This window comes from Arthrobacter sp. Hiyo1, from assembly GCF_001263615.2.
Taxonomy (GTDB): domain Bacteria; phylum Actinomycetota; class Actinomycetes; order Actinomycetales; family Micrococcaceae; genus Arthrobacter.
Genome location: NZ_DF952474.1, coordinates 269,437 through 270,149 on the forward strand (window position 1 = coordinate 269,437; position 713 = coordinate 270,149).

Consider the following 713-nt stretch of genomic DNA (forward strand, 5'->3'; position numbering starts at 1 on the left):
CCCGAAGGCTTCATGGATAAGGACGACGCCGGGAAACGGCCCCTCGCCGTCGGGCTCGGCAAGGTACCCCCGTAGGGTCCGGGACTCCTGCCGCCGCACTGTCCGCGCTCAAGTCGATGTGCACCATGGTGCAATCCTGCCAGACGGCGCAAGCGTCTTTGTCGGCTGTTTTTGTCAGCAGTCGCCGTTAGGCTCGATGCATGGACCACAGCACCACTCTCAGCCAGCACGTCAATGCCACCCGCGAGAAAGTCTGGGCTGTCATCACGGATATTCCCGGCTCGGCCAAGACCCTGTCCGGTGTCAAAGCCATTCAAATGCTTAGTGAGGGCCCCTACGGCGAGGGCACTCGGTGGAAGGAAACCCGCGCCATGATGGGCCGGGAGGAGACCGTGGAAATGCACGTTGCCCAGATCGATCCGCCGCGTGGCACCACGGTCAAAGCCCAGCAGGGCGGTGCGGACTACACCACCCGATTCACCCTGGAAGAGCGCGACGGCGGGACCGAACTGGTGTTGTTCTTCGGCGCCGAGGTCCTCCAGCCGACGTTCTTCAGCAAAGTCATGATGGCCGCGTTCGGAAAGCTCGGGATGAGCATTACGCGCAAGGCGCTCGCGAAGGATCTCGCGGAGATCGCGGCGAAAGCGGAGGCGCTCTGATGGCGGCGGCTGCCAAAGTGACGGCGCCCGCATCTCCCGATCGGTTGACGAGCT

1 protein-coding gene is annotated in these 713 nt (G+C 63.7%); it reads left to right on the forward strand.

What is annotated here, in order from left to right; genetic code table 11:
- Positions 1 to 200: 200 nt before the first annotated feature.
- Positions 201 to 659: an SRPBCC family protein gene (locus AHiyo1_RS18580; protein WP_059389532.1), complete on the forward strand. Its 459-nt coding sequence runs from the start codon at positions 201 to 203 to the stop codon at positions 657 to 659.
- Positions 660 to 713: the final 54 nt, after the last annotated feature.

What these genes read in the sequence shown, in the direction of transcription:
- AHiyo1_RS18580 (WP_059389532.1), top strand. Translation starts at nt 201, where the DNA reads ATGGACCACAGCACCACTCTCAGCCAGCACGTCAATGCCACCCGCGAG.